The 25,100-nt window shown below is 43.3% G+C and carries 20 protein-coding genes and 4 tRNA genes; 11 read left to right on the forward strand and 13 right to left on the reverse strand.

The genetic code is table 11. The annotated features are described in order from the left end of the window. Positions 1-115 precede the first annotated feature (115 nt). The 3 genes from tilS to Q0895_RS05175 all read left to right on the forward strand — a co-directional run bounded on the left by tilS (position 116) and on the right by Q0895_RS05175 (position 3,345). Complete coding sequence (tilS, locus tag Q0895_RS05165; protein WP_299186076.1) at positions 116-1,666, forward strand: tRNA lysidine(34) synthetase TilS; 1,551 nt, start codon at positions 116-118, stop codon at positions 1,664-1,666. Between the two features lie 193 nt (positions 1,667-1,859). Next, complete coding sequence (proC, locus tag Q0895_RS05170) at positions 1,860-2,690, forward strand: pyrroline-5-carboxylate reductase (protein WP_299186078.1); 831 nt, start codon at positions 1,860-1,862, stop codon at positions 2,688-2,690. Positions 2,691-2,775: 85 nt separating this feature from the next. After that, positions 2,776-3,345 (forward strand): YggT family protein, encoded by a 570-nt coding sequence (locus Q0895_RS05175; protein WP_058367916.1) that lies wholly within the window; start codon positions 2,776-2,778, stop codon positions 3,343-3,345. 135 nt (positions 3,346-3,480) lie between these two features. Here Q0895_RS05175 and Q0895_RS05180 read toward each other — a convergent pair whose 3' ends face one another. After that, a complete protein-coding gene (locus tag Q0895_RS05180; RefSeq protein WP_299186081.1) occupies positions 3,481-4,284 on the reverse strand; it encodes a hydroxymethylpyrimidine/phosphomethylpyrimidine kinase in 804 nt (267 codons plus the stop codon). A 381-nt stretch (positions 4,285-4,665) separates the two neighbouring features. On the opposite strand from Q0895_RS05180, the gene Q0895_RS05185 reads away from it, so the two are divergent. The 3 genes from Q0895_RS05185 to Q0895_RS05195 all read left to right on the forward strand — a co-directional run bounded on the left by Q0895_RS05185 (position 4,666) and on the right by Q0895_RS05195 (position 5,849). Then, positions 4,666-4,755 (forward strand) — tRNA-Ser (locus Q0895_RS05185). Between the two features lie 182 nt (positions 4,756-4,937). Further along, positions 4,938-5,014, forward strand: a tRNA-Arg gene (locus Q0895_RS05190). A gap of 178 nt (positions 5,015-5,192) precedes the next feature. After that, the gene (locus tag Q0895_RS05195) at positions 5,193-5,849 is read left to right on the forward strand and encodes an RDD family protein (protein ID WP_299186084.1); all 657 of its coding nucleotides are present in this window, start codon (positions 5,193-5,195) and stop codon (positions 5,847-5,849) included. A gap of 46 nt (positions 5,850-5,895) precedes the next feature. Here Q0895_RS05195 and Q0895_RS05200 read toward each other — a convergent pair whose 3' ends face one another. From Q0895_RS05200 to Q0895_RS05245, 10 genes are all read right to left on the reverse strand, one after another. Continuing rightward, positions 5,896-6,936, reverse strand: a complete 1,041-nt coding sequence (locus tag Q0895_RS05200) for a calcium/sodium antiporter (RefSeq protein ID WP_299186086.1) — start codon at positions 6,934-6,936, stop codon at positions 5,896-5,898. Positions 6,937-7,095: 159 nt separating this feature from the next. Then, positions 7,096-7,476 carry an aspartate 1-decarboxylase gene (gene panD, locus Q0895_RS05205; RefSeq protein WP_010196068.1) on the reverse strand — a complete coding sequence of 127 codons (381 nt, stop codon included), beginning with the start codon at positions 7,474-7,476 and terminating at the stop codon, positions 7,096-7,098. Between the two features lie 163 nt (positions 7,477-7,639). After that, positions 7,640-8,221 carry an aminoacyl-tRNA hydrolase gene (pth, locus tag Q0895_RS05210; RefSeq protein ID WP_299186089.1) on the reverse strand — a complete coding sequence of 194 codons (582 nt, stop codon included), beginning with the start codon at positions 8,219-8,221 and terminating at the stop codon, positions 7,640-7,642. A 225-nt stretch (positions 8,222-8,446) separates the two neighbouring features. After that, on the reverse strand, positions 8,447-9,133 hold the full coding sequence (locus Q0895_RS05215) for a 50S ribosomal protein L25/general stress protein Ctc (RefSeq protein WP_299186092.1): 687 nt from the start codon (positions 9,131-9,133) through the stop codon (positions 8,447-8,449). Positions 9,134-9,515: 382 nt separating this feature from the next. Continuing rightward, positions 9,516-10,463, reverse strand: a complete 948-nt coding sequence (locus Q0895_RS05220; RefSeq protein WP_299186094.1) for a ribose-phosphate pyrophosphokinase — start codon at positions 10,461-10,463, stop codon at positions 9,516-9,518. 110 nt (positions 10,464-10,573) lie between these two features. Beyond that, a tRNA-Gln gene (locus Q0895_RS05225) sits at positions 10,574-10,649 on the reverse strand. A gap of 167 nt (positions 10,650-10,816) precedes the next feature. Then, a tRNA-Gln gene (locus Q0895_RS05230) sits at positions 10,817-10,892 on the reverse strand. A gap of 142 nt (positions 10,893-11,034) precedes the next feature. Then, complete coding sequence (ispE, locus tag Q0895_RS05235) at positions 11,035-11,997, reverse strand: 4-(cytidine 5'-diphospho)-2-C-methyl-D-erythritol kinase (protein ID WP_366139913.1); 963 nt, start codon at positions 11,995-11,997, stop codon at positions 11,035-11,037. Between the two features lie 12 nt (positions 11,998-12,009). Then, positions 12,010-12,678, reverse strand: a complete 669-nt coding sequence (gene lolB / locus Q0895_RS05240) for a lipoprotein insertase outer membrane protein LolB (protein WP_299186098.1) — start codon at positions 12,676-12,678, stop codon at positions 12,010-12,012. 174 nt (positions 12,679-12,852) lie between these two features. Further along, entirely contained in the window at positions 12,853-14,793 is a 1,941-nt protein-coding gene (locus tag Q0895_RS05245) for a tetratricopeptide repeat protein (protein WP_299186099.1), read from the reverse strand. Between the two features lie 639 nt (positions 14,794-15,432). On the opposite strand from Q0895_RS05245, the gene hemA reads away from it, so the two are divergent. From hemA to Q0895_RS05265, 4 genes are all read left to right on the forward strand, one after another. Further along, entirely contained in the window at positions 15,433-16,791 is a 1,359-nt protein-coding gene (gene hemA / locus Q0895_RS05250; RefSeq protein WP_299186101.1) for a glutamyl-tRNA reductase, read from the forward strand. A gap of 554 nt (positions 16,792-17,345) precedes the next feature. Next, positions 17,346-18,482, forward strand: coding sequence for an aminotransferase class V-fold PLP-dependent enzyme (locus tag Q0895_RS05255; RefSeq protein ID WP_299186104.1), 1,137 nt, complete (start codon positions 17,346-17,348; stop codon positions 18,480-18,482). Positions 18,483-18,632: 150 nt separating this feature from the next. Continuing rightward, complete coding sequence (locus Q0895_RS05260; protein WP_058367933.1) at positions 18,633-19,070, forward strand: YeeE/YedE family protein; 438 nt, start codon at positions 18,633-18,635, stop codon at positions 19,068-19,070. A 95-nt stretch (positions 19,071-19,165) separates the two neighbouring features. Next, positions 19,166-19,585: a DUF6691 family protein gene (locus Q0895_RS05265; protein ID WP_075103374.1), complete on the forward strand. Its 420-nt coding sequence runs from the start codon at positions 19,166-19,168 to the stop codon at positions 19,583-19,585. A gap of 167 nt (positions 19,586-19,752) precedes the next feature. On the opposite strand, the gene Q0895_RS05270 is transcribed toward Q0895_RS05265, so the two are convergent. Then, on the reverse strand, positions 19,753-21,417 hold the full coding sequence (locus Q0895_RS05270; RefSeq protein ID WP_299186112.1) for an AMP-binding protein: 1,665 nt from the start codon (positions 21,415-21,417) through the stop codon (positions 19,753-19,755). Between the two features lie 505 nt (positions 21,418-21,922). Here Q0895_RS05270 and Q0895_RS05275 point away from each other — a divergent pair. Beyond that, on the forward strand, positions 21,923-24,037 hold the full coding sequence (locus tag Q0895_RS05275) for an NADPH-dependent 2,4-dienoyl-CoA reductase (protein WP_299186242.1): 2,115 nt from the start codon (positions 21,923-21,925) through the stop codon (positions 24,035-24,037). Positions 24,038-24,120: 83 nt separating this feature from the next. On the opposite strand, the gene Q0895_RS05280 is transcribed toward Q0895_RS05275, so the two are convergent. Further along, positions 24,121-25,083: a hypothetical protein gene (locus tag Q0895_RS05280; RefSeq protein ID WP_299186114.1), complete on the reverse strand. Its 963-nt coding sequence runs from the start codon at positions 25,081-25,083 to the stop codon at positions 24,121-24,123. Between the last annotated feature and the right edge of the window lie 17 nt (positions 25,084-25,100).

Below are 25,100 nucleotides of genomic sequence, written 5' to 3' on the forward strand. Positions count from 1 at the left end.
AAGCGTTTGGTCCTAGGCGGTTACTCTTAGTGATAGAATAAAAAGTGATAGAATAAAAACGCGCTACTTGATGGCGCGTTTTTTCGTTTTTAAATTTACCTATATAAGATTGATTATGACCAGTCGCGCTATTCTAAATTATCCTATCAAGCCAGTAGCTCAGTTGCCAATCGATGATAATCTGGCAGAGGCATTATTGGTTAGTATGGCTGAGTATAGTAATCAATTACACGGTCGGCGTATTTGGCTGGCATGTAGTGGTGGGCGAGATTCGTTGGCATTAGCTGCGCTATGTGTGCAGTTATACCGACAGGGCAAGCTGCCGTTTTTGCCGCAATTATTGCATGTTGATCATGGACTGCAAGTAGATAGTGGTTATTGGGCAGAGCATGTCGCCAATTGGGCACGCGCTCAGCAGCTACCGTGTCAGGTGCTAATGGCAAAAGTTGACGGTCATGATGAGCAAGCGGCGCGGCTGGCACGTTATCGTGATATGCGCGCCCATATTAATCAAGATGATGTGCTACTCTTGGGCCATCATGCTGATGATCAAGCTGAGACGGTGCTCATGCGCTTGATTCAAGGGGCAGGGGTGAATGGCCTGTCAGGTATGCAGGCGTGGCGAGTGCAGACCCAAAGCATGCATCGCAACATACTGTGGCGGCCTTGGCTGTCGGTACGTCGCTCTACTATCAGTCACTATGCTCGGCAATTAAAGCTGCCTTATATCGATGACCCTACCAATGACAGCGGTGATAATGTGCGGAGTGGGCTGCGCTGCGATATCATGCCAGCACTTGCTACGTATAACTCAAATGTTATTGATAATATTGCTCGCAGTGCGCAGCTACTCGCGGATGCTCAGGCTATCGTGAGCGATCAAGCCGCACAAGACTTGCAGCAGACCGCTATTATTCCGTTGAATTGTCCACCAGCGCAACGTGTGCTAAATATCGATAAACTGCACTCATTGCCTATCTATCGTCAACGCCAACTCATACATACTTGGCTCACGCAAGATGAGCCATTGCCACCGTCCAAGCAGCTTGTCGATGATGCCTTAAGTTTAACTGAACGTAATGATCACAACCATCAAACCCAATTAGACTGGCAGGGCAGTAAGCAGACTTATACTATCCGCCGTTATCGTCAGCAGCTATATCGTCTTAGCAGTAGTTGGCTTGCATGGCTAGCGCTACCACTTACTGCACACACCCAAACGTTACCTTGTTTAAGCTTGCCTCAAAAACATGCCATGATGGTGACGTTACGCACAGGCAAAGGTGCCAATTGGCAATTAAAAATCGCGCTCAATACGTTGATACACTTTATAAATGATAGATTTATCAGCGATAATATTATAAGCAATAAAGATAAGATTGAGCTGACGTTTACACCATTAGGGCGGCAGCAGCGCGTTCAAACCACGCTAGCCACTCGTCCGCAAGCGGGCAAAAAACTCTATCAAACACTGGGCGTGCCTGTCTGGCTGCGTGATAGCTTGGTGGTTGTCAGTATTGTCTTCGCTCATAAAGATGAGGCGTTGCCGTTATTGCTAGTATCGCCATTTGAAAGTTGGGTACTAGGGACTGATAAGGCGTTGGCAAACGTTACAAATGATAGTGGTTTCTTAGCTAGTGCTATCAAAAATATCTTAAGCATATAGTCAGTATGCAATAAAATCGTTACGTTCATCGATTTTTTCAGGTGATTGGGCTATAGATAAATTTCTTTAATGCTCGTGGCAGTATGGTAGACTAAGTGTCATTTCAGTGGTCACACTAATGATCATAATATACTTTATATTGTTAGAAACTATATCTTTGAATACCTTTGCATTTTGTGAGTGAGGAGCAGTAATGTCAATACTAGATAATAAAAAAATCAGCTTTATCGGTGGTGGAAACATGGCGCAAGCCTTGATAAGTGGACTTATCGCTTGCGATGTCAAACCAAGTCTAATTACGGTTGCTGACCCTAGTAGCGAGGTGCGTGAGCAATTGGTTGCTAAAGGGTTGAATGCGGTTGATCCAACAGCCGATGCAAAAGCTGCTGTTGTCAATGCTGATGTCGTTGTCCTAGCGGTAAAACCTCAAGTCATGAGACCTGTTGTCAGTGCTTTTGCTGATGCCCTAGACAAACAATTGGTAGTGTCAGTGGCAGCAGGCTTGTCGACGGACCTTTTGTCAGACATGCTGGGCGGCTATAGCAATATCGTACGTGCGATGCCAAATACACCTGCGATGATTCAGATGGGTGCGACTGGTCTGTACGGTACAGATAACATTAGTGCAGAACAAAAGCAATTGGCCACCGCAGTGATGGAAGCTTCAGGACTGGTCATGTGGGTCGATGATGAGACGCTTATGCATGCCGTGACGGCAGTTTCTGGTTCAGCACCCGCCTATATGTTTTACTTTATCGAATCGATGGTTGATGGCGCCGTCGCTTTAGGCTTGAATAAAGAACAAGCGTCATCACTGGCAATGCAAACGATGCTGGGCGCTGCCAAAATGGCGATGAATAGTGATGATGCACCCGCTGAGCTACGTCGCAAGGTCACTTCGCCAAACGGTACGACCCAAGCAGCAATTGAGTCAATGCAAGCCAATGAGATCGGACGTCAAATCGGTGAAGCTATGCAAGCTTGTTACGATCGTAGTCAGGCCCTTAGTACAGAAAATAAATAAGAATTTGGAGCAATAAAATTCTTTTTTAATATAAATAAGCCACCATTTTAACAATCTTTATTCGTGGCACATTGAGTAGCGTTTTATGAACAACACCTTGTTGCAAATTTTTGACTTAGTGACTACCTTCGCTATGATGTTGGTATTTATCCGTTTTATGCTGCAGTTTGCTGGGATGGATGAGAGAAACCCTATGATTGCGCCTGCTTACAAGGCCACGCGCATTGTAGATACGTTTGGGCGTATCTTTCCGACAGTCGCGCAAGGGCGTATCAGTATTGCGGCCATTGTATTAATGTTTTTAATCCGTCTCATTGATATCTCAGGCAAAGCGGCGCTGATGCATAAAGGTATAGCACCTGCGCCGCTGTTTTTTGCTGGTACCACCAGTTTGATTTTAGACTTTTTACGTATGTGCCGCTATTTGGTCATTGGTTCTATTATTGTGAGCTGGATTGTAGTATTCACCAGATCTGAGCACCCTATCATTGGCATCATTATCAACTTAGCTGAGCCTATTTTAGCGCCGTTTCGTCGCATCACGCCAAACCTAGGCATGCTTGATTTATCACCGATGGTTGCCTTTATTGCTTTTCTTTTACTCGAGATGTTTATCGGCGGTTTGGCCTCAAGCTTTATGCCGATGTTAGGCTAAACTCTATTACGTATTGATTATCAAGTACACTTATCGACATATTCTAAAAACTGCCTAACACAAAAAAGACGCTCTTATTATAGGGCGTCTTTTTTATTTGTATCTTTAGTGAAAGCTATTCCTTATAGACTTGCCTCAGTCTTGCTCGAAAGCTACAAAGCGATTCGGTATCAATTGGGCCCTGCTATCTTTGGGATGCGGACTATCTGCTGCCATTAGGGTTTGCGTAATCCATCGATCAGCAGCTTTGACGGCTGTAACTAGCTCATCACCTAAGGCTAAGCGTCCTGCGATAAAGCTGGCCAGTGAGCAGCCAGAGCCATGGAATTCACCGTCTAAGCGCGGCAACGTACTTTGGTGTACCATGTCACCTTTAACGTATAAGTATTGCTCGATATCACCGCTGTCAAAGTCATGTGAGGTTTTGACCAGCACGGCATGTGTCCCCTGTGCGCATAGTTTTTGGGCACCACTATGTAGATCTTGCTCACCGCTCAACGCTCTTAGCTCATGCGTGTTTGGCGTGATGAGCGTGGCATAGGGGAGCAGCTCTCTAAAAGCTGCGACCAGCGTTTGCTCATCGCCCAAGCTACCGCCGCTATTGGCAACGAGTACAGGGTCAAGGACAAAGGGTGTATCACTACTAATTGTCTGCTCTGCAAATAAGCGGGTCAGCATAGCAATATTATCCGTGGTGCCAAGCATACCTGATTTGATCGCGCGAACCGGCAAGTCCTTGAGAACCGCTATGGCCTGATCTTTTACCAAGGTTGCAGCGCAGGCTTCAAAACCGAATACTTGCTGTGAGCTTTGAACAGTGATGGCAGTACATGCGACAGCTGCATGTCCACCTGCTGCACCTATCGCTTCGATATCTGCTTGTAACCCTGCACCACCTGAGGGATCCAATCCGGAAAAACATAAAACAACTGGTCGCATAACCTTCCTTTGTCTATTTTGTTATAATGGTTAAAGATTTAAAAAATTAACGCGGTTTTTGGCTTGTTAATTACTATAGCCATCTCAAACCAAAAAAGCCACAGCAGTAAGCTGCTGCTTGACTCTCAATTAATTTAAATAATTAAGAAATAAAGCTAATCTGTTGAAAAATAGAGCTTATTTGGTTCTTAAAAAGCATGTTAATTAAAAATTATAAGAAAGTGTCATGAAAATGGCGGGTAATGCTTGCAATTCGTTTTGGCTTTGTTATAATACTCGCCCACGACATAAGACGTATCAATAAGCATTGATACTATAGTTTAAAGACATATTTTTTAAAATTATTTTAATAAATATTTCGATAAGTGTCTTAAATCGTTCGGTGAAGTGGGTGAGTGGCTGAAACCAGTTCCCTGCTAAGGAACCATACGTGTAAGCGTATCGAGGGTTCGAATCCCTCCTTCACCGCCATTTATTCGGTTTATTGTTAGATTATAATGCAGTAAGTCGATGTCAGGTGAGTTTAAATTTATAATAGAAAATACTCTATTTAAATTAAAAAAACGATTGACATCAGCTGAATTATCTATATAATAGCCAACCTAATTTACTGTAAATGATAATTAAAATACAGTAGATGTTGTGCAAAATACGCGCCTGTAGCTCAGTTGGATAGAGCACTTGGCTACGAACTAAGGGGTCGGGAGTTCGAATCTCTCCAGGCGCACCATTTGCATACTAGCTTGTCTTATTAAGCTTCGAGCTAAAGATTAAATTAATCGCCTGTCTTATGACAATTTGGCGATTTTTTTATGTCTGCTATTTTTGGGCTTGGTATAAGTGTACGTTACACACCCAAATTACGGTACAATAGAGTCATTATTTTTCGCTTGCTATGAGCTTGTATCATGTCAAAAAGTACACCAAAAACTGTCCTTAAGTCAAAGCCTCAAAGAAAGAATACCTCTCAACAGCGCGTCCCTCAAACCGAAGAGCCTACTATTGCCAAACCGACAACCCGAGTCATTGCGATCTTATACGACGGTATGTTGATCTTAGCATTGTTATTCTTGGTAGGAACGATGCTGACGGTAATAGGGACGCTGCTGACTATGGAGACAGGGACGCAGTCTGAAGAGGCGCAGTCGCTACCAAGCTGGTATCAAAACGTCATCATGACACCATCCTTTATATTGACGCTAGTGGCCTTCTATGGAGTGTTTTGGCGTCGCGGTGGTCAGACATTAGGTATGCAGACATGGCGCCTAAAAACCGTCAACAATGCCGGGCATTTGCTAACGTGGGGCCAATCGTTTAAGCGCATTCTAGCAGCTGCATTAATGCCATTAATTTTTGCTATTATTGGCAGCTTAATAGGTGGGTCGCGTGCTATTTTGCTAACTAGTGCCTTTTTGGGTTTGGTCTTTAACTACGTATTTTGCTTGTTTAATCGTCGCGGCCTTGCAGTACAAGATATGCTCTCAAACACCATTACCTTAAAGATGCCAAAAGTTGCTCATGAAGGTCTATGGCGCGGCTTTAAAAATCGCAAACAGAACAAATAATCAAAAGACTTCAGCATCATAAGCCTATCGATGATGCTGATGCCTTTTATACAATGGCGGTTTGAGCCAGCCACACCGTATAACCGATAAATAGCATTATCATCGTAGCGCCAGAGGTACGGCCAAATTTTCGATTGGATATAAAAGCAAACACACACATTAAAAAGAGTAGAGAAGTAATTAGCGCCATTACGAACACATCACGAGATAAGACCATTGGATTGGTTGTAATCGGTGCGATAACGGCTGCTAGCCCTACCACTCCTAACGTATTAAAGATATTTGAGCCAATAATATTGCCAAGTGCCATATCGTGCTCCCCATGACGCGCTGCTGCAAGGCTTGCTACCAGCTCTGGTAAAGACGTGCCTACAGCCACGATGGTCAAACCAATAATCAACTCACTTAATCCCCAAAATGTTGCCATCTCGACCGCGCCCCAGACAATCGCTCGTGAGCTTAAGACCAACATCAACATACCCACAAACAAGCTACCCAAACCTCGTGCCAAACTTGGCTCTATATAACCCGAGTCAGAGCTTGTTATGTCCATGTTCTCTATGGTGGTGTTCGTTGCTGTCATACTTTTTGTTGTATGAGTGGCTTCGATGACATTGTTTTTAGGCTTTGAGCGGCCTTCACGCAAGCTCAGCACGATTTGAACGCTCAAGACAATGACTAATAAGACTAATAATGAGATACCATCGTTCAAGCTGAGTACGCCATCACGCAATTGCCACGCTGCTAGAGCAGTAACGAGTAATAGCATAGGTAAGTCACGCGCTATAATGCTTTTATGAATAATAATAGGACTGATAAGGACTGTTGCCCCCAAGACTAACGCAATATTAATAATATTTGAGCCATAAGCATTACCTAAGGCAAGCTCAGGACTGCCGTCTAGCGCTGCTAAGACTGATACGACCATCTCAGGCGCTGATGTGCCCAATCCTAAAATCAAGACCCCAATCAAAAAACTTGGTACACCTAACGTCTTTGCTAATGCAGTTGCGCCATCAATAAATACATCAGCACTCCAAACCAGAATGGCCAAACCAATCAGTATTGCAACACCTGCCAACCACATGAGTACTTTCCTTTACAAATAATGAATTATTAAATTTGAATTGATATAAAAAAAGCCGAACCACAATTTGGATTCAGCTTTTGTATCGAGATAAATAGTTTTGCAAAGTCTACTATTGGCTATCTATAAAGATAAGTGCTTTTGACACTTTAGAAACTGTTAAGCAACCTGTACAGGGATGATATTTGCGGTGTCTTTGACCGTGTTATCTTCATTACAATAGACCAGTTTTGGCTGGTAGGTCGAGGCTTCAACTTCATCAAAATGAGCATAAGCGCAGATAATGACGATATCACCTAAGTCTGCCATATGAGCGGCAGCACCATTTAATGAGATGATGCCAGAGCCAGCTTCAGCGCGAATAGCGTAGGTGCGAAAGCGTTTACCGTTGGTGACATTATAGATGTCGATAGATTCGTTCTCGCGTAATCCTGCAAGATCTAATAAATCGCCATCGATACCGCATGAGCCTTCATAGTGCAGCTCAGCATGGGTGACGCGGGCACGGTGCAATTTGCATTTGAGCATATTAAGTAGCATGAATTGCTTCCTTAGCGTAACAAAAGTAATCAGTTAATGGGGACGGATGCACAAAAATTAAAGGCTAAATCAAGACCTTATAAAGTTTGTGCTACCTACCGACTGATAAAGCCAAGATAGCATCATCAGTTTTAGGTAAATTTAACCAAAAGTATCATACCGTTTAGGCAGGTAGTTTAAAACTATTAATTTGCGAACGCGCGCGTTCAATATCACCATCTAATAATAAAGGCAGTGCCTCAAAAGCTGCCGTAAGTGCACTATCGATTGCAATTTGTTCATCAGGAGAAGCTTTTGAGAGGACATGACCGCTTACTTTAGACTTGTGTCCTGGATGGCCAATGCCGATACGCAAGCGATGAAAGTCGTTGCCGATATGTGGAGTAACGTCACGTAAGCCATTATGACCGCCATGACCACCGCCTGTTTTAAGCTTAATACTGCCAGCAGGAATGTCTAGCTCATCGTGCGCAATCAGTAACTCATCATTATCAATACCATAAAAGTTGACCATCGGTACGACAGATTGACCAGATTTATTCATAAAGGTTAGAGGCATAAGTAATCGCACATCAGACCCATGAATTTGTCCGCGTCCTGTCACGCCATGGAATTTTTTGTCAGGTGAGAGTGTAATGTTAAATTGCTGCGCCAAGTGATGGACAAACCAAAACCCTGCATTATGGCGTGTAAACATATACTGCTGACCAGGATTGCCAAGACCGACGATAAGTTTTATGGACATGACTATACTCTGCATTAATAGAATAAATAGATTAAAACAAGATATGACGACAAATCTGCCATCAAACCGCAGTTGCTATTTTAGCTTTAATAAATGGCACTTACAAAAACAGCAGGAGACATTGATCCCCTGCTGTATTTAATACCTACTGTCTTTAGTAGTAGTAAGAAAGTCGACAATTACTGCTATAGAACATCATAGCATTAATAAAGCAACGAGTAATATTTACTCTTCGCCGTCTTTACTTTCATTAGCTTTGTCACTTTGCTCAGTTGCTGGCACTTCATCAGCATCAACTTCATCAGCATCTTCGTCAACTTCTTCAACCGTTGGTGGCTGCATGTTAACGATAGTACGGTCATGCGCATCTTCCATATCAAGATCGAAGATAATAACGCCTTCAGGCAAGTCGATATCTGATAAACGGAACAGATCACCGATTTCCATACCTGATACGTCAACTTCTAGGTACTCAGGTAACTGTGATGGTAAGCAGACGATTTCGATATCAGAAACGAGCGTAGATAAGATACCACCAGCTTTAGTACCAGGCGCTTCTTCACGGCCAGAGAAATGCACAGGAACATTCATGTGAATCTTATGACCTTTTACAATGCGCTGGAAGTCAGCATGCATTGGGAAGCCTTTAGCTGGGTGACGCTGCAAGTCTTTGATAACTGCTTGGTGCTCTTCGCCATCGACATTGATAGTCAAAATGTGCGAGAAAAAAGCTTCAAACTCAAGTGACTTTACTAGCTCGTTAAGTTTTAAAGAGATAGCTGTTGGCTCCTCGCCACCACCATAAATGATAGCAGGCACTAGGTTCTGCTTACGTAGGCGGCGGCTCGCACCTTTACCTTGCTGTTCAGCAGAGCGGTCAACGGCATTTAATGAGAAATGATTAGTACTCATGGATATAATCCTATAGAAAAATAAATGAAGTGTCTGGTCATAAAAAAGTGGATTTGCGACCAATCCACTAATGGGTGATGATAGCTAAGATTGGTTGTTGCAAACAAAGCTTGCAACCAATGACATTAGCCATTTGCTAGCAGCAACGGTTTTTATGATATTCATTATCATAGCAGTCGTTACTTCTAAGCATGATCAGCACTTTGAGAATGCTAGCCGATTAAATAATACAAACGGTCAGCACAGGCGCGCATTATACGTGGTTTTGTAGCAATAATAAAGACCTACGCAAAACGCTGACACAAAAACAGCGCCAAGTTTTATGACTTGGCGCTGTTTTAAAATTCAACGGTTAGTTTATAACAACTAAAATCTAAGCAACTTAAGCATCAAACATCGCGCTGATAGATTCTTCATTATTGATACGGCGTAAGCTCTCAGCGAGCATCGGTGCAATACTGACTTGACGAATCTTGCTACATGATTGGGCAGCAGGTGATAATGGAATGGTGTCGGTCACGACCACTTCATCAAGTGCTGACTCAGAGATATTTTTTAGCGCATTACCTGATAAGACAGGGTGAGTAATGTAAGCCAACACGCGGCGCGCACCGTTTTCTTTTAGGGCTTCAGCTGCTTTACATAGCGTACCTGCGGTATCGACCATATCATCAACAATGACACAATCACGGTCACGGACATCACCGATGATATGCATTACTTGTGACTCATTGGCACGGGCACGGCGCTTATCGATGATCGCCATGTCGGTGTCGCCCAATTGTTTGGCCATCGCACGAGCACGTACCACACCGCCAACGTCAGGTGATACCACCATGATGTTGTCGTAATCTTGCTTTTGTAAGTCCTTTAATAGGACAGGGGTGCCGTAGATGTTGTCTACAGGGATATCAAAGAAACCCTGAATCTGATCTGAGTGCAAATCTACTGTCATGACGCGATCGATACTGACGATGTTTAGCATGTCAGCGACAACCTTAGCTGAAATAGGTACGCGAGCAGAGCGTGGACGACGGTCTTGACGTGCATAACCAAAATACGGCATAACCGCAGTGATACGGCCAGCACTAGAACGACGCAAGGCGTCGGCCATCATCATGATTTCCATCAAATTGTCGTTGGTCGGTGCACAAGTTGGCTGCATGATAAACACGTCTTTACCACGTACGTGTTCTTTGATTTCCACAGCAATTTCGCCATCAGAAAAACGCGTGATGTCAGCTTTACCAAGAGGGATGTGTAGGTGGTCGGCGACGGTTTTCGCAAGTTCAGGATGGGCATTGCCCGTAAAAATTGCCAAATAAGGCATGACTGAAGTCCTATTTATTGACTTAAGCAGCGACCACTAAGCAGTGTCTAACTGCCCAAATAAAGAAAAGAGTGGTGAAAATAGTTGAAGACTACTATTACAGTAAAAAATGGCAGGGGTAGCTGGACTCGAACCAACGGATGTCAGGATCAAAACCTGATGCCTTACCAACTTGGCTATACCCCTGTAATGTTTAGGTAGTACGAGCGCTGAGTGCTAATAAGTTAATTATTAGTCAAGCGTCGCTACCTATCAACCGTCTAGGACGGCGTTCCCAAACGGTGTTCATTGCGAACTATACCGAAATTGAGAAGGTGTTGTCAATTGCTATCACTAGCAATCCAAACTAAAAATGGCAGGGGTAGCTGGACTCGAACCAACGGATGTCAGGATCAAAACCTGATGCCTTACCAACTTGGCTATACCCCTATTGTGGCGACCTATTATAAGTAAATTTTTAGATTTTGCAAGTAATTTACGCCTTTTTATGGCAATTATTCAAAATTAATAAATTCTAATATTACTAAAGTAGCCTCTTTTTGATGCCTAAAATGCACTTTTAGGCACTATATCAGCCGCTACATGACAGATTGTTTACCACATAAGCAGGGCAAGGCGCATCTGCAATCCATCTTGCCAAAAGCTCTTTATCATCCATGATACTGCTATCTAATGGCAAAAACACCGCGCTACCAGAGCCGGTCATCCGTGCTGTGCCGAGCGCTACTTTTTCTAACCCTTGCAAATACTGTAATGCCTTATTGACCGCAGGAGCAAGGCTGGTCACTACAGGCGTGAAGACATTATGATAAGGCATCTGTAAGTCTTGCACATAAGCATTGGACTGGTTTTTCATCGTCTCAATTGATAGTGCCGCGATATCTCGTTGTAGTTTCGGATGGGCAAACAGCTTAGCGGTACTGACATGCGCCTTAGGCGTTAAGATGAGATACCGCTGCTTTGGTAAATCAATAGCAGTCAACTGCTCGCCAATACCCATGGCGATAGCGTCTTGCCCAAAGATAAAAATCGGTACATCTGCACCCACTGTCGCACCGATGTTTATCAGCTTATTTTGGGTAAAATTAAGCTGCCAAATCTCATTAAGAGTAAGTAGTGTCGTCGCCGCATTAGAAGAGCCGCCGCCCAAGCCTGCACCCATGGGCAAACGCTTGTCTAAATCGATATACACTGGCGTAAGCTGCTTAGGTAGCTGGTTTGAGTCTATGGCAGCTATTAATAACGCACGTGCAGCCTTAAAAATTAGATTGTCGGCTAGGCTCGCTGTGATCGTATCTGCGCCAGAGAGTCTTAGCAGTTGATGACAGAGTGTATCTGCATTTTGACCATCTATCGCGACTGTAGTGTCTGCCACGAAAAAATGCAGATAATCGCCCCAGTCGAGCAGGCGAAAAACCGTTTGCAGATTGTGATAGCCATCAGCACGCTTACCTGTAATATGCAAAAACAGATTTATTTTGGCAGGAGATAAACGTGTGATAGGCGCGCTTAAGGACGAGGCGTTATCAATCATCATTGGTTATATTTATTGGCTGCTTTGATGATTGATGGTCATGATAACTTTATGGCCTTCTGGCTGCACAGCGCTAATCTTCATAGGCAATTTATCTGTCCCCTTGTAAGTAAAGCTTGCTGTCCATCGTCCATTGACCGAGCTTATCAGCCTACCTTGCGCATCAAGCTGCGGAGCGCTGTCTGAGGGTGCTGGGCGTCCAGATATCCAATACGGCATTTGTGAAATAGGCGCTTGCCAACCAGTGGCTTTTTGTAGCAAGGTCTCAGGGTCGTCAGCTGTCAAAGTGCCGGTTTTTTCACTAACTAAGGTTGCTGTTTGACCGTTATATTCGATATTGGTTTTACCAATACCTAACGCGCCGATCAATTCAATGGCAAAACGCTCATTTTGTTGTCCCCAAGCATAAAAGGCACTACCACCTTGCGCGCTTGTATTAGTCGTACTATTGGCAGGCGTGGTCACACCAATCTTGCCTGTAATGTTAAAGTTATTAAGCTTTTGAGCTTGCACCATAGTTGAAGGGCCAGCATTAGTACTCGTGCTCTGCAAAGATTGACAGCCAGAAGTAATCAATAACGCAGTGATCGCTGCGCTAAATGCAGCAGTTTTTTTAGATTGAGAGCGTTTTATGGCTGAAAGCTTTGGGGTTGAAAAAAGTGTTGGTGAAAAGGCTGACATAGGTATACCTCAAAAATTTGCAAACTTAATATAGTTAATGATCAAATAGTGAATGAGCAAAAATATTACGCTCAATTTGTTACTCAGTTATACGCTGTTGTTAGAGACTTATTGGTCACATGAGTAACGATTGTATATGTTAAAAACAAATAGGCATGGTTACCCAAACAATTTTTAATAAAGTTGTACGCGGTCATTGACGTTGTGTTGTCCAAACGAAAAACGCTGCTGCAAGTCCGCAAGTAGAGCATTAACCTTTGCGCTTTCGCCCAGTCCTTGATAGGCGCGTAGCAAAAGCACACCTGAACGCAGCGTTGGCAGCACATCGTAAGGGGTTTTTAGATAATCGATGACTTGTGCGTAGTTTTCGTTGGCCAAAGCGCTGCTAGCCAGCACATTTAGTGCCTGCAAATGCAGCTCGTTATCGTAGCGAGGATCATCGAAACGAACCTGAAGTATGTTTTGTGCAAGCTCTAAGCCTTGTTCGGAGTTTTGATCATTAGATAAAAGTAATTGGGCATAACTTAACTGGTAAGATAGATTGCTAGGATCTAGCGCTTGCAAGTGATTAAGTAAAGTACGCTTGATAATATAGTCACTACGATCATCGAGCAGTTGTACACGGGCGAACAGTATGGATTGATCATTGGGGTACTTGCGACTAACGCGAGTCAATAACTGTAGGGCTTCCTCGGCCTGATCATGCTGCCATAGAATATTGGCTTGTAAGACATAGGTTTCGGGAGCAAAAACGGTAAACTGTTTACGCAGATCAACCAATGTGTCAATTGCAGCGTCAATATTGCCATCCAATAATTCAAGATCCACTACTTTTTTGCGTGCTGCCAGTACCAAATCTTCTTGCATGACACTCTTTAGATAGGATTTGGCTTGTTCAAAGCGCTGCTGGCGCTCTGCACTAATACCTAAATAATAATATGCTTGATCAAGATAAGTAGGGGTTTTTGCCAGTACATTTAGGAGACGGTCAGCGCTACGGTACTCTTCGTTATCCAAGCTGACTAAAGCGGCCAATAAAGTAATCTCTGCATCATCAAAGCGCTGATGGGCATCAAGCAGTAACTGTAGGGCTTCTTGACTTTGCTTTAGATCAAGCAAATAGCGGATTTCGTACAAATATAAGCTTTTGCTATCAGGATTACGTAGGCGTGCTTGGCTAACATAATTAAGCACCGTCTCGGCCGGTTCGGTTTTGCGTAAGATATCGGCTTTTAGGGTAATAAAAGGTACATAATCAGGCTGATGTAACAAAGCCCTATTGATATGGATAATGGCTATCTCAGGCTCATTAAACTGATAGAGCAGTCCTGCTTTTAACACCGATAAAGAAGCGTTTTGCTCACTATTAATAGGCTGCAAGGCTTCTAACAACTCACGCTGATCGCTGTCTGTCGTGGGATAAATACCAATTAGTATGTCGCTCAAATCAGTACGGGGATCATAACGTAAAATACGCTCTAAGGACTGACCGGCTAGGGTGTAATCGTGAGCCTTAAGTGCCAAATGTGCCACATAAAACCAAGCTGGTACATGGTCAGGGTTTTGATCTTGCCACATTTTGGCAAACTGTAATGAGTCCCCGACATTGTCATGACGTAGCGATAAGCTCAGCGCGCGCTCAAATACTGCCGTTGCATCTTCTTTAAAAGACTGCTGCTTATAAAGCGTTAGCGCTCGTTCAATGTCACCGCGATCAGCGGCAAATTCTGCATTTAGTAAGGCATATAAACTAGGCTCTCTAAGCTCTGGCTGTAGGACAGTCGCTGAAGGCAGCTTGGCAGTATTGACTATGCTATCTACTGTTTGGTCTCTTAAATCATTCTTCAATTGGTCGCGGTCATCAGTGCCGGCTAAGTTGGCGTTCAATGGAAATACCATCAAATCAGTATTGCTTTTATGATACGTGGTATGTCGAGTACTGTTTTTTTCGATGTTATGACGAGCCGAGTCGCGATCTATATCGACGATGACTGTCTTAGGTGTACATATTAGTGATGGGGTGGCGACAAAATTTGCATGAGCAGAAGTTCCAACACATAGCCATGCAGCCAACAGCAAGGTTAGCTTACGGCGCTTACGTAGACGACTCATCATATCATTTAATAAATATTGAACATTAAATTGACGATCGTATATAAACGATAGCGTAAATTTTGATTGAAACAACCACCCAAAAAAGATCATAGAGTAAGGGTATTCACTAATAAAAAAGACATTTCATTATAAAAGCCTATCAAGATACTAAACAATAGTACTCATGTTACCCAACAGCTAAAACTAAGATTAACAGAATATGATGAAAAATAACCACTACTAAGGACGCGCTAAAATAGGCGCTATGTCCAAAAAACAAAGAGATTAGATAAACGCTCTTGATAATAGCTGTGTCAATCATAGCATACTGGCTGTTTTTAATTTTAGTTTGTCGGTGGTGACAGGTCATACTCTGCATATCTAACAATAATATTTCGTAAAAGCTTGTATGACAGTTGATTTGTTAGTCATGCGCCCAGATACAAGCGAATAGCTATCGCAAGTGAGCAGGTATTAAATAAAACTGGTAACAATGATATAATAAGCGGTTTTATATTTATAGTATCTGCTATATAACCTATTCAAATCAATAACGTCACGTCTATGCACCAGCTAATCTTTGATTGTAGTATGCTGCAACATATCTTGAGCACACTATAATGATTAGGTAGGTGAGCGTTATGTTTATGGTCTATCATAATGAGATTAGTGGTCATTGGGGTCAATCACAAAACCGCACCAGTCGCTTTACGTGAGCGTCTGGCGTTCGTGGGTGATGATGTAAATATTGCTCTTGAACAGTTAGAAGCCTTTACTGATGGTAGCGTGATAGTTTCAACTTGTAATCGTACTGAAATTTATGCCCTAGTGCCTCAAATATCAGCTTCTCAAACATCCGCAAGTAACGCACTCGGTAAGGATGCTACTGCCAGCTCCCATGCTTTTTCAGCATCCATCAACGCTCATATCATGCAGATTAAAACATGGCTTGCTGATTTTAAGCAGTTGCCATTGACCGAAATTGACGATTATCTCTACGTACATCGCGACACACATGCGCTTACTCATTGGCTACGAGTAGCAGCGGGTCTTGACTCTATGATATTGGGTGAGCCGCAAATTCTCGGTCAAATTAAACGAGCCGTGCATCTTGCGCAGGACGAAAAAGCACTCAGTAATCAGCTAGGCTGGATTGTTGATCAGGTCTTTGCAGCGGCCAAACGTGTGCGTAATGAAACCCAAGTTGGCGCTCAGGCGGTATCACTCGGCTTTGCAGCAGCCAAATTGGTCACTCAAATATTTGACGATTTACCTAGCCGTACTCTATTAGTGGTTGCAGCAGGTGAGATGAATCGCTTGGTCGCGACTCATATTGCAGGGCTTGGAGTGGGGCGAATTATCATCTGCAATCGCAATCCTGAGCGCGCCGAAGCTCTAGCGGCAGAGCTGCGTCATCCTAGTCGCAGCGTGGAGGTTAGGTCCTTACAAGAGCTGCCGCAAGTACTGGCAGAAGCTGATGTGGTGAGTAGCTGCAGCGGCAGTATGGATTTGTTAATTGATAAACCGCTGACCATTCAAGCGCTAAAACGCCGGCGCTATCGACCAATACTAATGATTGACTTGGCCGTACCGCGTGATATCGACTCAACGATTAGTCGTATTGATGACGTTTATCTTTATTCTGTCGACGACTTGCAGCATGTAATCGCAGGTAATATCGAGCAGCGTAGACAAGCTGCTGTCGATGCTGAGCTGTTGGTCAGTCAATTGGTCGTAGAGATGGAGCGTAGCTTTCAAGTCAAGCAAGTAGGAAAAGAGATCCAGCACTATCGTATGTCCACGCGTACCCAAGTCGATAAACTGCTGCATGAGTCCATAGCCAAGCTTGAGCAAGGCGAAGCTAGTCCCGAAGATATCATCACTGAGCTATCACGGCGTCTTACTCAGACGCTCACTCATGCACCATCAAAGCTTATGCGTAAAGCGGCTCGCGAGGGTGATAGTGAGTTGCTCGAGTTTGTGGTATCGGGGCTACATGATGCCTACCGTAAGCGGTAATAGTCGCTTTTTGGTCGTCAATAAGTTATCTATTGTATAGACGCCATTATGACGCCAACAAACCGTTGTCAACCGTCATTATCAGTGCTACTATCAAGCTGTTATAAAGATATTGGTTCACGATATGTGACGCACTTTGCTCTAAGTATGTCTGCGCTCATTTTCGTTTGATATATTTTGCATAGACAAGAATCAGTGATCATTTTTATCCACCTACCGCTGCGTAGCATCAATAATGACACAGATGTCACTTAAGGTTTATAAAGCCTAAGTTATAAAAAACATAACCAACAACGGCAATAGCGCTAGGATAAAGTGCTATATCGTCAATCCTATGTCATACCCTCTATCATTGCTTACATTACTTAGTATGCATTATTCAATACATATTACTCAGTGAATGGTGTCTACGTTATTACCTAAGTTTAGTACAAAAATCATATTATAATCGAGATTTTGAGATTTATTGTCACTATGATTTATTGTCACTATGATTAATTATCGCTATGACTTATCAATACCTACATAATCTAACAACAAACAAGGAGAGTTCCATGACTGCATTACGTCAAGATATCGACCCAGAAGGTTTATTAGAATATTCAGTGGTCTATACTGATCGCGCCCTCAATCATATGTCTAAAGTCTTTCAGCAAGTAATGAATGACTTATCTAGCGAGCTAAAGTCAGTCTATAACGCTGAAGCAGTCGCTATTGTTCCAGGCTCTGGCACTTACGGAATGGAAGCTGTCGCCATGCAGCTAGCCAAAGATCAAGACTGTCTAATCATCCGCAATGGTTGGTTTAGTTATCGCTGGACGCAAATTTTAGAAAAAGGCAACATTGCTAAGTCATCTACGGTCCTAACCGCTGACCGTACTGAAGATACCGATACGCCAAAACCATTTGCACCTGTCGATATCGAAACCGCTGTGGCTAAGATTAAAGAACAAAAACCAGCGATCGTCTTTGCTCCGCATGTCGAGACCTCAGCCGGTATCATCTTGCCAGAAGACTACATTAAAGCGTTAGCAGATGCGACACACAGCGTTGGCGGCTTATTAGTAATTGATTGTATTGCCTCAGGTTGCGTCTGGCTCGATATGAAAGAGTTGGGTATTGATGTGCTTATCAGCGCCCCGCAAAAAGGCTGGAGCAGCACCCCATGTGCTGGACTCGTCATGCTAAGCGATGCTGCCGTCAAACAAGTAGACAATACCGAGTCAAACAGCTTTAGCCTTGATTTAAAGCAGTGGCTAAACATCATGCGCGCTTATGAAAATGGTGGCCATGCTTATCATGCCACCATGCCAACAGATAGCTTGCGTCAGTTCCGCGATACTATCAATGAAGCTAAAGAGATCGGTTTTGATAAGCTGTGTGATGCGCAGTGGGAATTGGGCAAGCGTGTCCGTAAAGTGCTAGAAGATAAAGGCATTGAGAGCGTCGCTGCTGAAGGCTTTAAAGCGCCAGGAGTCGTCGTTTCTTATACTGAACGTGATGATATGCATAAAGGTAGTGCTTTTGCTGAAGCTGGCATGCAAATCGCCTCTGGCGTACCATTAAAAGTGGGTGAGCCTGATAGCTTCAAAACCTTCCGCTTAGGTTTATTTGGCTTAGATAAGCTAACGGATATCGACGGTGCGGTACAACGTTTTGAGTCAGTACTTGATAAAGTATTAGCTAAATAATATCTGTATCTACTAAGCGGCTTTTGGCCAAAAAATACTGAGACTTTGTGCTCAGTATTTTTTTGGCTTTTTATTATATTTTATAATATAATGTATTTTAATAAATAGATTATTTATTAAATAATTAATAAAACTAGTGAGTAAACCGTTATGAGTATACAAGTGGACTGGCAAGCATTTACGCCCATATCCTTAGTAGGTGGTTTGATGCTAGGAGTGGCGACTGTCATCTTGCTGCTGGGTATTGGGCGTATTGCTGGCATTAGTGGCATCTTTTCAAGTTTGCTCAAACCCAGGCGCGTGGAGATGTGGCAAGTTCTATTTATTGCTGGTCTAATCATCTCGCCTTTACTCTATAGTGCGTTCAGACCTTTGCCTGACATAGAAGTCAGCACCTCTTTACCGCTGCTGATTGCAGCAGGGTTGCTAGTCGGCTTTGGTACGCGCTTAGGTTCAGGTTGCACAAGTGGTCATGGCATCTGCGGCAATGCGCGTATGTCACCGCGCTCTATAGCAGCGACAGTGACTTTTATGCTCTTTGGTATCGTGACCGTCTATATCGGTCGTCATGTACTAGGGTTACTATAAATGCAAAATGGCTTAGATAGCGTATTGCATAGACGGCGTTCGATACTTTTAATAAAAGATGATAGCGTAATAAAAGATGATAGCGAGATATAATAATGCTAAAAAATATAATTGGATTACTGGCTGGATTATTATTCGGGTTTGGGCTGCTGATATCAGGTATGACCGATCCTGTTAAAGTACAAGGCTTTTTGGACGTTTTTGGTGCTTGGGATATTTCTCTAGCCCTAGTGATGGGCGGCGGCCTAGCAGTTGCCATCGTTGGCGTACAGTTAGCCAGACGGCAAAAGAGCAGCTGGATTGGCACCGCAATTGATATGCCAAACAAAACAGTCATCACAAAAAAATTGTTAATCGGTGCGATGCTATTTGGTATCGGCTGGGGATTGGTTGGTATTTGCCCGGGGCCAGGTATTGTGCTGCTTGGCACTGGACAATGGCAGGCCTATGTATTTATCCCAGCGATGATAACAGGTATGCTTGCTTTTCAGTGGCTTGAGCCTAGGCTTAATTAACGTAAGCTTAATGAACGTAGGCTTGGCTAATGACAAGATTGGTTAGTAAAAAAGAAGTCTAAAATAAAAAAAGGCTCAGTCTAAGAGAATAGATTGAGCCTTTTTTTTGTGACTTATTTTGTGATTTAAGCTTAAGCATGCAATAGCTTACAACTCAAATTCAAGAGCTATTTTGCACTAGACGTTACTTTTGGCGTCTCATGAGCAAGTGAGATGGCCGCTTGACGCAGCTCAAACTTTTGCACTTTACCGGTACTGGTTTTTGGAATTTCGGCAAAGATAATGTATTTAGGGACTTTAAAACCGGCTAAATGTTGCTTGCAGTGCTCCATAACCGTATCGCGCTGCAAGGTGCTGTCTTCATGAATCTCGATAAAGGCGACTGGTACTTCGCCCCACTTATCATGCGGAGCAGCGACTACCGCGCAGCTTTGAATCGAAGGTAATTTATATAAGACGTTTTCGACTTCTATACTCGAGATATTTTCACCGCCTGAGATGATGATGTCTTTGAGTCTATCCATGATTTTGATATAACCGTCAGGATACTTGACGCCCAAATCACCCGTACGGAACCAACCATCTGCAAAGGCTTCTTCAGTCGCTTTACGGCTTTTAAGATAACCTTTCATCACCATATTACCGCGTAGTGCCAGCTCACCCATCTCTTCACCATCGGCGGCAACCGGTTCCGTGGTACCTTGCTTAAACAGCTCAAATCCAGTCATCAAATGCGAGGTCACGCCTTGACGCGACTTTTTTTGCGCACGTGCCGCGACATCAAGATCATCCCATTCAGCTTGCTCAGCACAGACGGTAACTGGTCCATACACTTCAGTTAGACCGTACACATGCGAGATATGAAAGCCCATCGCCTCCATAGCCGCTAGCATGGTTTCAGACGGCGGCGCACCAGCGACCCAACCCTTGACTTCGTGGTTAATCGCTTCTTTATACTCAGGCTTACCGCCAGCAATCATGTTATGTACGATAGGCGCTGAACAATAATGCGTCACTTTATGCTTAGCAATGAGCTGAAGAATTAAGTCGGCATCGATTTTACGTAAGCAGACATTGACACCAGCACGCTCAGCGATGGTCCACGGAAAACACCAGCCGTTACAGTGAAACAAGGGTAGTGTCCATAAGTACATGGGGTGTTTGGGCATATCCCAATCTAGAATATTGGAGACAGCATTAAGCGTGGCACCGCGATGGTGATAGACGACGCCCTTAGGCTTGCCCGTCGTACCGGATGTATAATTGAGCGCAATCGCTTCCCATTCATCCGCAGGCTTTTCCCAATTATCTAGACTGTCTGAGCTGGCAACCAATTCTTCATAGCTCATCCGTCCAAAACGCTCTACATCGACTGCAGCATCTGTTGCATGAATGACGATCAAGTTTGGAAAAGTTTCATCGATAATCTCAGCATGTTCAGCAAACTCACTGTCCAAGATTAAGACTTTGGCTTCTGAATGCTGTAGACAAAAGGTCAAGGCATTGATATCGAGACGCGTATTCAACGTACACAATACGCCACCTGACATCGGCACACCAAACGCGCACTCAACCATCGCTGGCGTGTTCGGCATCATAACCGCGACTGTGTCATTCTTATCGATACCAAGCTTACGCAAACCATCTGCCAGCTGGCGGCAACGATCGTAAGTTTGCTGCCACGTTTGGGTGAGGCTATTGTGCTCTAGATCGTCATAAATGATGGCAGTCTTGTCAGGATAAACCTGTGCACTACGGATAATAAAGTCAATTGGAGTAAGTGGTTGATAATTGGCTTCGTTTTTGCCAAGACCTGTGTGAAAGTCGGTCATAAGGATAGTCCTTTATCTTTAACGTATTGTAGTTTTGTCGTTCTCATACTAGATTTTATCTGCTAATAGCTATCTTCATCAACAGGTAGCCCATTTATTATAGATAGCTATCATCAATAAGTGAGTTTGTTCTGTAGCCTCAATTTACTAAGTGACATATACGGAAGTTAAATACAGAAAATATAGTGTTCACTCACCAGTCGTTTGTCTGCGTAGCTGATAATAATAGCGGTGTGTTACGATAGAATGCATATTGAATCATCAAATACTTACCATTCTTAAGCACAATATACCTCATCTACAACGATATGGACACAGGAGAGTCAAACGCAGGCGATGTCACCGTATAATATATGATATTGCCCATGTATTCATATCATAGTGAACAAACTATAACAGCTATAAACTATTAATTCATAAGGATAATGATATGAGCGCCAACCATGATACTGCAAGCCCAGAAAACTCAAACACCAAAACTTCTGATCGTATTGCCAGCACTGACATGACTTTGGATGCTAGCCATGCAGCTGAGCATTATCCGCATCTATTTGAGCCGTTAGATTTGGGCTTTACCACTCTCAAAAACCGTGTGGTTATGGGCTCTATGCATACAGGGCTTGAAGATCGTTTTTATAACTACGGTAAACTGGCGGCGTATTTTGCAGAACGGGCCAAAGGCGGTGTGGCAATGATGATCACCGGCGGTATCTCGCCCAATCGTGAAGGTTGGCTGTTGCCTGCTGGCGGCACCATGAATACGAGAGCTGATGTCATCAACCATCAGCGAGTCACTCGAGCGGCGCATAAATATGACAGCAAAATCATCATGCAAATCTTGCACAGTGGTCGCTACGGTTATCATCCATTTATCGTGTCATCAAGTCCTATTAAGTCACCAATCACTCCGTTTAAACCGCGCAAAATGAGCATTAAAAACATCGAGCAGACGGTGAAAGACTATGCACGCTGCGCAAAACTTGCCAAGCAAGCGGGCTATGATGGTGTCGAAATCATGGGCTCTGAAGGTTATTTGCTCAATCAGTTTTTATCGCGTCATGTCAATAAGCGTACCGATAAATATGGCGGTGATATTCATAATCGTATGAGATTCGCTGTCGATGTGGTCAAAGCGGTGCGCGAAGCGGCAGGTGAGGATTTTATTATTCTATTTCGCTTGTCAGTGATTGACTTAGTCAAAGACGGCAACGTCATGGATGAGGTCATTACCGTCGCTAAAGCGCTAGAAGAAGCGGGCGTGACTATCATGAATACTGGTATCGGCTGGCATGAAGCGCGCGTCCCAACGATCGTGACGAGCGTACCACGTGCAGCCTTTGTTGACTTTACTGCTGAGATTAAAAAACACATCAGTATCCCAATGATGGCGGCCAACCGTATCAATATGCCAGATACTGCCGAAGCCATCGTCGCGAGCGGACAAGCGGACTTGATTCAAATGGCACGTCCATTCTTAGCGGATCCAAACTGGGTTAATAAAGCTAAAAACGGTGAATCTGACCGCATCAACACTTGTATCGCATGTAACCAAGCTTGTCTCGACCATACGTTTGAGAACAAACGCTCAACTTGTCTGGTCAATCCGCAAGCCTGCTATGAGACAGAATTGGTCTATAAAAAAGCCAAAAAACCGCAAAAAGTCGCGGTCATCGGTGGCGGTGTCGCTGGCATGTCAGCGGCGCATGTTGCCGCGCTACGTGGTCATGACGTCACTCTGTTTGAAGCAAAAGATATCTTGGGCGGGCAGTTTAACTACGCTAAAGTCATCCCAGGCAAAGAAGAATTCTTTGAGACCATCCGCTACTATATCAATGAGCTTGAGCATTTAGGCGTTGAAATTAAACTCAATACCAAAGTCGATAAGGCAATGCTCGAGAAAGCCAAATTCCATCATGTCATCGTTGCAACGGGCGTGGTACCGAGAAGCCTAAAAGGCAAGCTTGAAGGTGCTGATTTGCCACAAGTGATGAGCTATGCAGAATTGCTATCTGGTGAGAAATCAGTCGGTGATACGGTCGCTGTCATTGGCGCTGGTGGTATTGGCTTTGACGTCAGCGAATATCTCACTGCGCGTCATGGTCAGCCACTCGATGAGCTAGCTCCTGAGACGCTAAAAGATCCGAGCTATCGTCCAAAGGCGCAGTCGATAGATGAGTGGCGTGAAGAGTGGGGTGTCACGGATAATACTGACTATCAAACTGAGGGTGGTTTGCTTAAACCTGAAGGCATCACGCCTATTCGTCAAGTGTACCTCATGCAGCGCACTAAAGGTCGCTTGGGTCGCGGCCTCAACAAAACCACAGGTTGGGTACACCGCGCTCATGTCAAATCGCATGGCGTCATCCAAGTATCGGGTGCACAGTACGAAAAAATCACTAATGAAGGTATCTGGATAACCAATAACCAAGGTCAAAGCCAGCTATTACGTGTCGATAGCGTGGTGGTCTGTGCCGGTCAAGAGTCAGTGGTTGAGCTGATGCCAAACGTTGGTGATGCGCCAGACGCGCAGTATCATTTGATTGGCGGTGCGAAGCTGGCTGCTGAGCTGGACGCTAAACGCGCCATTCGTGATGGGGCTGAGGTCGCGGCAGGGATTTAGCAGATTTACTTGAGTTAGTTATGAGGCGGCAGGGATATGATTAACTGCCGTTTTTAAGAAACAGCAGTTAATATAATTACGCTTTATTCAAAAACTTCTATTCTGTAACCATGTTTTAGTAATTGCTGTATTTCAAATTGTTCAAAATATTGAATTGAATAGTTAGGGTTTTGTATAGTTCTGTCAAATGTATTTGTTCTACAGATTTGATATTTTTGTTTATAAGATCTTTCATAGTTTCTAAAGATAGTCTCAATTTTTATGTTTTCGATAATGCTTATTACAAATGCCTTAAAATCATCATCAGTTATAGAAAGAAAAGAGTGTTCTGGCATGGTTGCAAGCTTAAAATCTATAAGGTATGTATCGCATATCTCAGTATTTTTACTATCAATAACTTGAAATATGACTTCTTGAAAGTAACATGAATCGCGGGGCTTTTCTAATAGATTTACATCTATTAATTTTCCACCACCACCTTTGTTAGTTACCTTTATTGAAAAATTTATTTCTGTAATGAAGTAAGTACTCATCACAAGGTTTTTTAACTCTGGAGCGCCCTCTAGTAAGTTTACCTTATATTTTTTATCTGTTGCTTGCTCTAAGAGCTGAACGTTAAAGTAATGTATTTTAGAAAAAATAAAAATAGGTACTTTTGACTTTGCCTCTAACAAGTAAAGATTAAACTGCTCTTCATTAATCTTCAGTTGAGATTTTAGTGCTTCTGATTGCTCTTTGAGAGCTTGTTCAGAACCTTGTTGAGCCTTAATCGACTCTTTAAGTTCAAATCGCTGTAGTCTAAGCTCCTTACTTTGAATTAGGTAAGCCTCTATAAATCCATAAAAAGCTAAAATAGAAAATATTCCTGATAAAAATGCGCCAATGTCGCCAAGAGATAATGAACGTACTGTATTATCAGGAGAGCAATTTAGCCAAAATGAAAAAATGACCCCGCAGGTAAGAAGCCATCCTATAGCAATAAACTTAGATCTTTTAGGTATCTTTATTTTCAGCTCATTATCTATAGAGTCTTGATTGTCCAACATGGTTAATCACCTTAATA

The organism is uncultured Psychrobacter sp., from assembly GCF_947495825.1.
Classification (GTDB): Bacteria; Pseudomonadota; Gammaproteobacteria; order Pseudomonadales; family Moraxellaceae; genus Psychrobacter.

Coding starts and splice junctions, on each gene's coding strand:
- tilS (WP_299186076.1), top strand. CDS start 116: ATGACCAGTCGCGCTATTCTAAATTATCCTATCAAGCCAGTAGCTCAG.
- proC (WP_299186078.1), top strand. CDS start 1,860: ATGTCAATACTAGATAATAAAAAAATCAGCTTTATCGGTGGTGGAAAC.
- Q0895_RS05175 (WP_058367916.1), top strand. CDS start 2,776: ATGAACAACACCTTGTTGCAAATTTTTGACTTAGTGACTACCTTCGCT.
- Q0895_RS05180 (WP_299186081.1), bottom strand. CDS start 4,284: ATGCGACCAGTTGTTTTATGTTTTTCCGGATTGGATCCCTCAGGTGGT.
- Q0895_RS05195 (WP_299186084.1), top strand. CDS start 5,193: ATGTCAAAAAGTACACCAAAAACTGTCCTTAAGTCAAAGCCTCAAAGA.
- Q0895_RS05200 (WP_299186086.1), bottom strand. CDS start 6,936: ATGTGGTTGGCAGGTGTTGCAATACTGATTGGTTTGGCCATTCTGGTT.
- panD (WP_010196068.1), bottom strand. CDS start 7,476: ATGCTACTTAATATGCTCAAATGCAAATTGCACCGTGCCCGCGTCACC.
- pth (WP_299186089.1), bottom strand. CDS start 8,221: ATGTCCATAAAACTTATCGTCGGTCTTGGCAATCCTGGTCAGCAGTAT.
- Q0895_RS05215 (WP_299186092.1), bottom strand. CDS start 9,133: ATGAGTACTAATCATTTCTCATTAAATGCCGTTGACCGCTCTGCTGAA.
- Q0895_RS05220 (WP_299186094.1), bottom strand. CDS start 10,463: ATGCCTTATTTGGCAATTTTTACGGGCAATGCCCATCCTGAACTTGCG.
- ispE (WP_366139913.1), bottom strand. CDS start 11,997: ATGATTGATAACGCCTCGTCCTTAAGCGCGCCTATCACACGTTTATCT.
- lolB (WP_299186098.1), bottom strand. CDS start 12,678: ATGTCAGCCTTTTCACCAACACTTTTTTCAACCCCAAAGCTTTCAGCC.
- Q0895_RS05245 (WP_299186099.1), bottom strand. CDS start 14,793: ATGATGAGTCGTCTACGTAAGCGCCGTAAGCTAACCTTGCTGTTGGCT.
- hemA (WP_299186101.1), top strand. CDS start 15,433: ATGAGATTAGTGGTCATTGGGGTCAATCACAAAACCGCACCAGTCGCT.
- Q0895_RS05255 (WP_299186104.1), top strand. CDS start 17,346: ATGACTGCATTACGTCAAGATATCGACCCAGAAGGTTTATTAGAATAT.
- Q0895_RS05260 (WP_058367933.1), top strand. CDS start 18,633: ATGAGTATACAAGTGGACTGGCAAGCATTTACGCCCATATCCTTAGTA.
- Q0895_RS05265 (WP_075103374.1), top strand. CDS start 19,166: ATGCTAAAAAATATAATTGGATTACTGGCTGGATTATTATTCGGGTTT.
- Q0895_RS05270 (WP_299186112.1), bottom strand. CDS start 21,417: ATGACCGACTTTCACACAGGTCTTGGCAAAAACGAAGCCAATTATCAA.
- Q0895_RS05275 (WP_299186242.1), top strand. CDS start 21,923: ATGACTTTGGATGCTAGCCATGCAGCTGAGCATTATCCGCATCTATTT.
- Q0895_RS05280 (WP_299186114.1), bottom strand. CDS start 25,083: ATGTTGGACAATCAAGACTCTATAGATAATGAGCTGAAAATAAAGATA.